3 protein-coding genes and 1 pseudogene are annotated in these 2,970 nt (G+C 69.8%); 2 read left to right on the forward strand and 2 right to left on the reverse strand.

All coding sequences use genetic code 11. The annotated features are described in order from the left end of the window. Together JHN45_RS51345 and JHN45_RS51350 are read left to right on the forward strand one after the other, a co-directional pair. On the forward strand, window positions 1-501 hold a 501-nt coding region (locus JHN45_RS51345; protein ID WP_201056360.1), incomplete at its 5' end, for an alpha/beta fold hydrolase. A gap of 170 nt (window positions 502-671) precedes the next feature. Next, the gene (locus tag JHN45_RS51350) at window positions 672-2,009 is read left to right on the forward strand and encodes a lipase family protein (RefSeq protein WP_201056362.1); all 1,338 of its coding nucleotides are present in this window, start codon (window positions 672-674) and stop codon (window positions 2,007-2,009) included. A 4-nt stretch (window positions 2,010-2,013) separates the two neighbouring features. Here JHN45_RS51350 and JHN45_RS51355 read toward each other — a convergent pair whose 3' ends face one another. Beyond that, on the reverse strand, window positions 2,014-2,331 hold the full coding sequence (locus JHN45_RS51355) for a hypothetical protein (RefSeq protein WP_201056365.1): 318 nt from the start codon (window positions 2,329-2,331) through the stop codon (window positions 2,014-2,016). Between the two features lie 22 nt (window positions 2,332-2,353). Continuing rightward, window positions 2,354-2,866 (reverse strand): annotated as a pseudogene (locus JHN45_RS54590) (protein kinase); the annotation flags it as partial. Between the last annotated feature and the right edge of the window lie 104 nt (window positions 2,867-2,970).

Below are 2,970 nucleotides of genomic sequence, written 5' to 3' on the forward strand. Positions count from 1 at the left end.
GTCGGGCACAGCTACGGCGGGATGGTCGTCACCGGTGCCGCCGACCGCGCCCTCGACCGGGTCGGCCATCTCGTCTATCTGGACGCGGCCAACCCGGCGAACGGGCAGTCCCTCGCCGATGTGGCACCGGAGTTGATGGCCGCCTCGCGGGCCATGGGGAGGGTCGTCGACGGAGTCGAGCTGGTGAACTTTCCCGGCGAAGGGCCCATGCCCCACTACGGGTTGACCGATCCGGACGACATCGCCTGGCTGGCGCCGAAGATCACGCCTCATCCGTGGAAGTGCTTCGAGCAGCCGTTGCGGCTGAAGGACGAGGCTGCGGTGCGCGCGCTGCCGCAGTCGCAGATCGTCTGTACGTCGACCCTGCCCTTCCGCGATCCGGCGGACCTCGAACCGGCGCGTGCGGCGGGGCGGTTGTGGGACATCGACACCGGCCACGACCTGATGGTCAGCGAGCCGGAAGCCGTCGCCGACCGACTCGAACTGATCGCCGCGACTTGACAGTCAGTCACATTACCGAAACGTAACCTACCGACAGGTATCACGAGTAACTTACCCGCAGGTAAGTTCCAGGCGAACCACTTTCCGGCGGTGCCGGCGCACACACGTGGGACGCGTGTGTGCGCCACCGCGCCGCCGCTTCCTGACGGCCGCTCCACAGGAGGCTCGCCATGTCCACACGCCAACGGCGCCTGCTCGGCGCCGCGTTCACCGTCGTCGCCTGTCTCGGGGCCCAGGCCCTGGTCATCGCGACCGCGTCCGCCGCCACCGCCTCGGACGAGGTCGTGTCCAGAGGCGTCACGATCCCCGCGTTCTACAACCCGCCCGCCACCCTGCCCGCCGCGAACGGCGCCCTCGTCCGCAGCGAGCCCCTCCCCCTCGCCCTGAGCCTGCCCGGCCTCGACGGCCCGCTCCCCGGCACCGCGACCCGGCTGATGTACAAGTCCACGGACTCCAACGGCCAGCCCGTCGCCGTCACCGGCGCCTACATCGAACCCTCCGCCGACTGGTCCGGCAGCGGCCCGCGCCCCCTCGTCGCGGTCGCCCCCGGCACCGTGGGACAGGGCGACCAGTGCTCCGCGTCGATGGGCCTGGAACACCCCCTCGTCTTCAACAGCCAGACGGTTTCGGTCGGTTACGAGGATCTCTCCATCTACCGCCTGCTCGCCGAGGGCGTCGCCGTCGTCGTCACCGACTACGTGGGACTCGGTGCCACGGACCGGCTGCACACCTACGTCAACCGGGTCGACGAGGCGCACGCGGTGCTGGACGCCGTACGCGCCGCCCGTTCGCTCACCGGGACCTCGGTCACCGCCGCCTCACCGGTCGGCCTCTACGGCTACAGCCAGGGCGGCGGCGCGACCGCGGCCGCCGCCGAACTCCAGTCCTCCTACGCCCCCGACGTCACCCTCTCCGGAACCTACGCCGGAGCCCCGCCCGCCGACCTGACCTCGGTCACCAAGGCCATCGACGGCAGCGAACTCGCCGGTGCGCTGGGCTGGTCGCTCAACGGGTTCCTCCAGTCCGACCCGGAGCTGAAGCCGCTCGCCGAAGCACACCTCAACGACGCAGGGAAGGCCGCGCTCACCGACCTGTCGACCATGTGCGTGGGCGACGCGCTGCTCGGCTACGCCTATACGAAGAGCACCAGTTGGACCACGGACGGCCAGTCCCTCAGCAGCATCATCGCGTCAACTCCCGCGTTCCAGGCTTTCGTCGACCAGCAGCGCATCGGCACGTTGAAACCGTCGGGACCCGTCCGCCTCGCGACCGGCGTCAGCGACAACCTCGTCCCGCACGCCCAGGCCCGCCAACTCGCCGTCGACTGGTGCGCGAAGGGCGCCGACGTCACGTACAAGGCCGTCGTCCTGCCCAGTGTCGGCAGCGCGCTCGTCAACCACTTCGCACCCCTGCTCACCGACCAGGGCGACGCCATCTCCTGGCTCACCGACCGCCTCTCCGGCAGGCCGGCCATCTCCAACTGCTGGACCATGCCCGTACAGCTCTGAGACCTCAGCCCGCCGCAAGCCGCTTCGCGATGTTCCGTACGACCTCGCCCGCCAACTCGGCCGCCGTGTCGCACAGTTGCCTGCCCGGCTCCGGTGCGTACACGGTGAGCTGGAGCAGCTCGGTGGTGTCCTCGCCGACCGAGTCCGTGTAGGTGCGGTGCGGGGTCCGTACGGTGCAGCTGTCGTCCTCGGCCTCGTCGGCGACGTAGTAGCTCCTGGTGCCGGCGACGTCCACGGGATGTCCGTCGTCGGCGTCCAGCGAGTTGTCCCGGCTGAACTGGATCTCCACCTCCCGCCTGCCGTCGCACCGCACCCGCGTCATGGGACTTCACCAGCGCGTCCGCGATCCGGCACCCGATCGACCCGACCTCCTCGGGCGCCAACGGGCCGCGGTCGGCCATGAGTTGGGCGAGGCTGCGGGAGGGGACGTACTCCATGACGATCCAGCAGGTGGTGCCCTCGTCGACGTAGTCGAAGACGGCGACGATGTTCGGGTGGTGCAGCCGCCCGGCGTTACGGGCCTCGCCCATCAGCCGTCGGGTGGCGCGATCGTCGTCCAGGCGCGCGCACTTGACCGCGACCCAGCGCTGCAGCCGCTCGTCCCAGGCCCGCCATACGACGCCCATCCCGCCGGTGCCGATGGGCTCGTGCAGGAGATACCGGCCGTCGATCCTGTCCCCGGCCGCTGGCACCACCGACACCGACACCGCCCCACCCCTCACGCACAGTCCTGATGGGTAACGGAGTGCACAGAGCGGGCACTTGCCGGTGATCGGATTCACCGGACTTCGGAGGGACCCACCCAGTACCACCACACCCTTCGGCGGTAACTCGACTCCCTCCAACGAGAATTGCATTTCCGTCTGTTGACAGTGTCATGCTCATTCACGCTACGCTCCCCGCGACCCGCACTCCCCTACGGCTTGCCGGAGTCCCCCCATGCGCGAGCACACCTCCCCCC

This window comes from Streptomyces sp. MBT53, assembly GCF_016654115.1.
Lineage (GTDB): Bacteria > Actinomycetota > Actinomycetes > Streptomycetales > Streptomycetaceae > Streptomyces.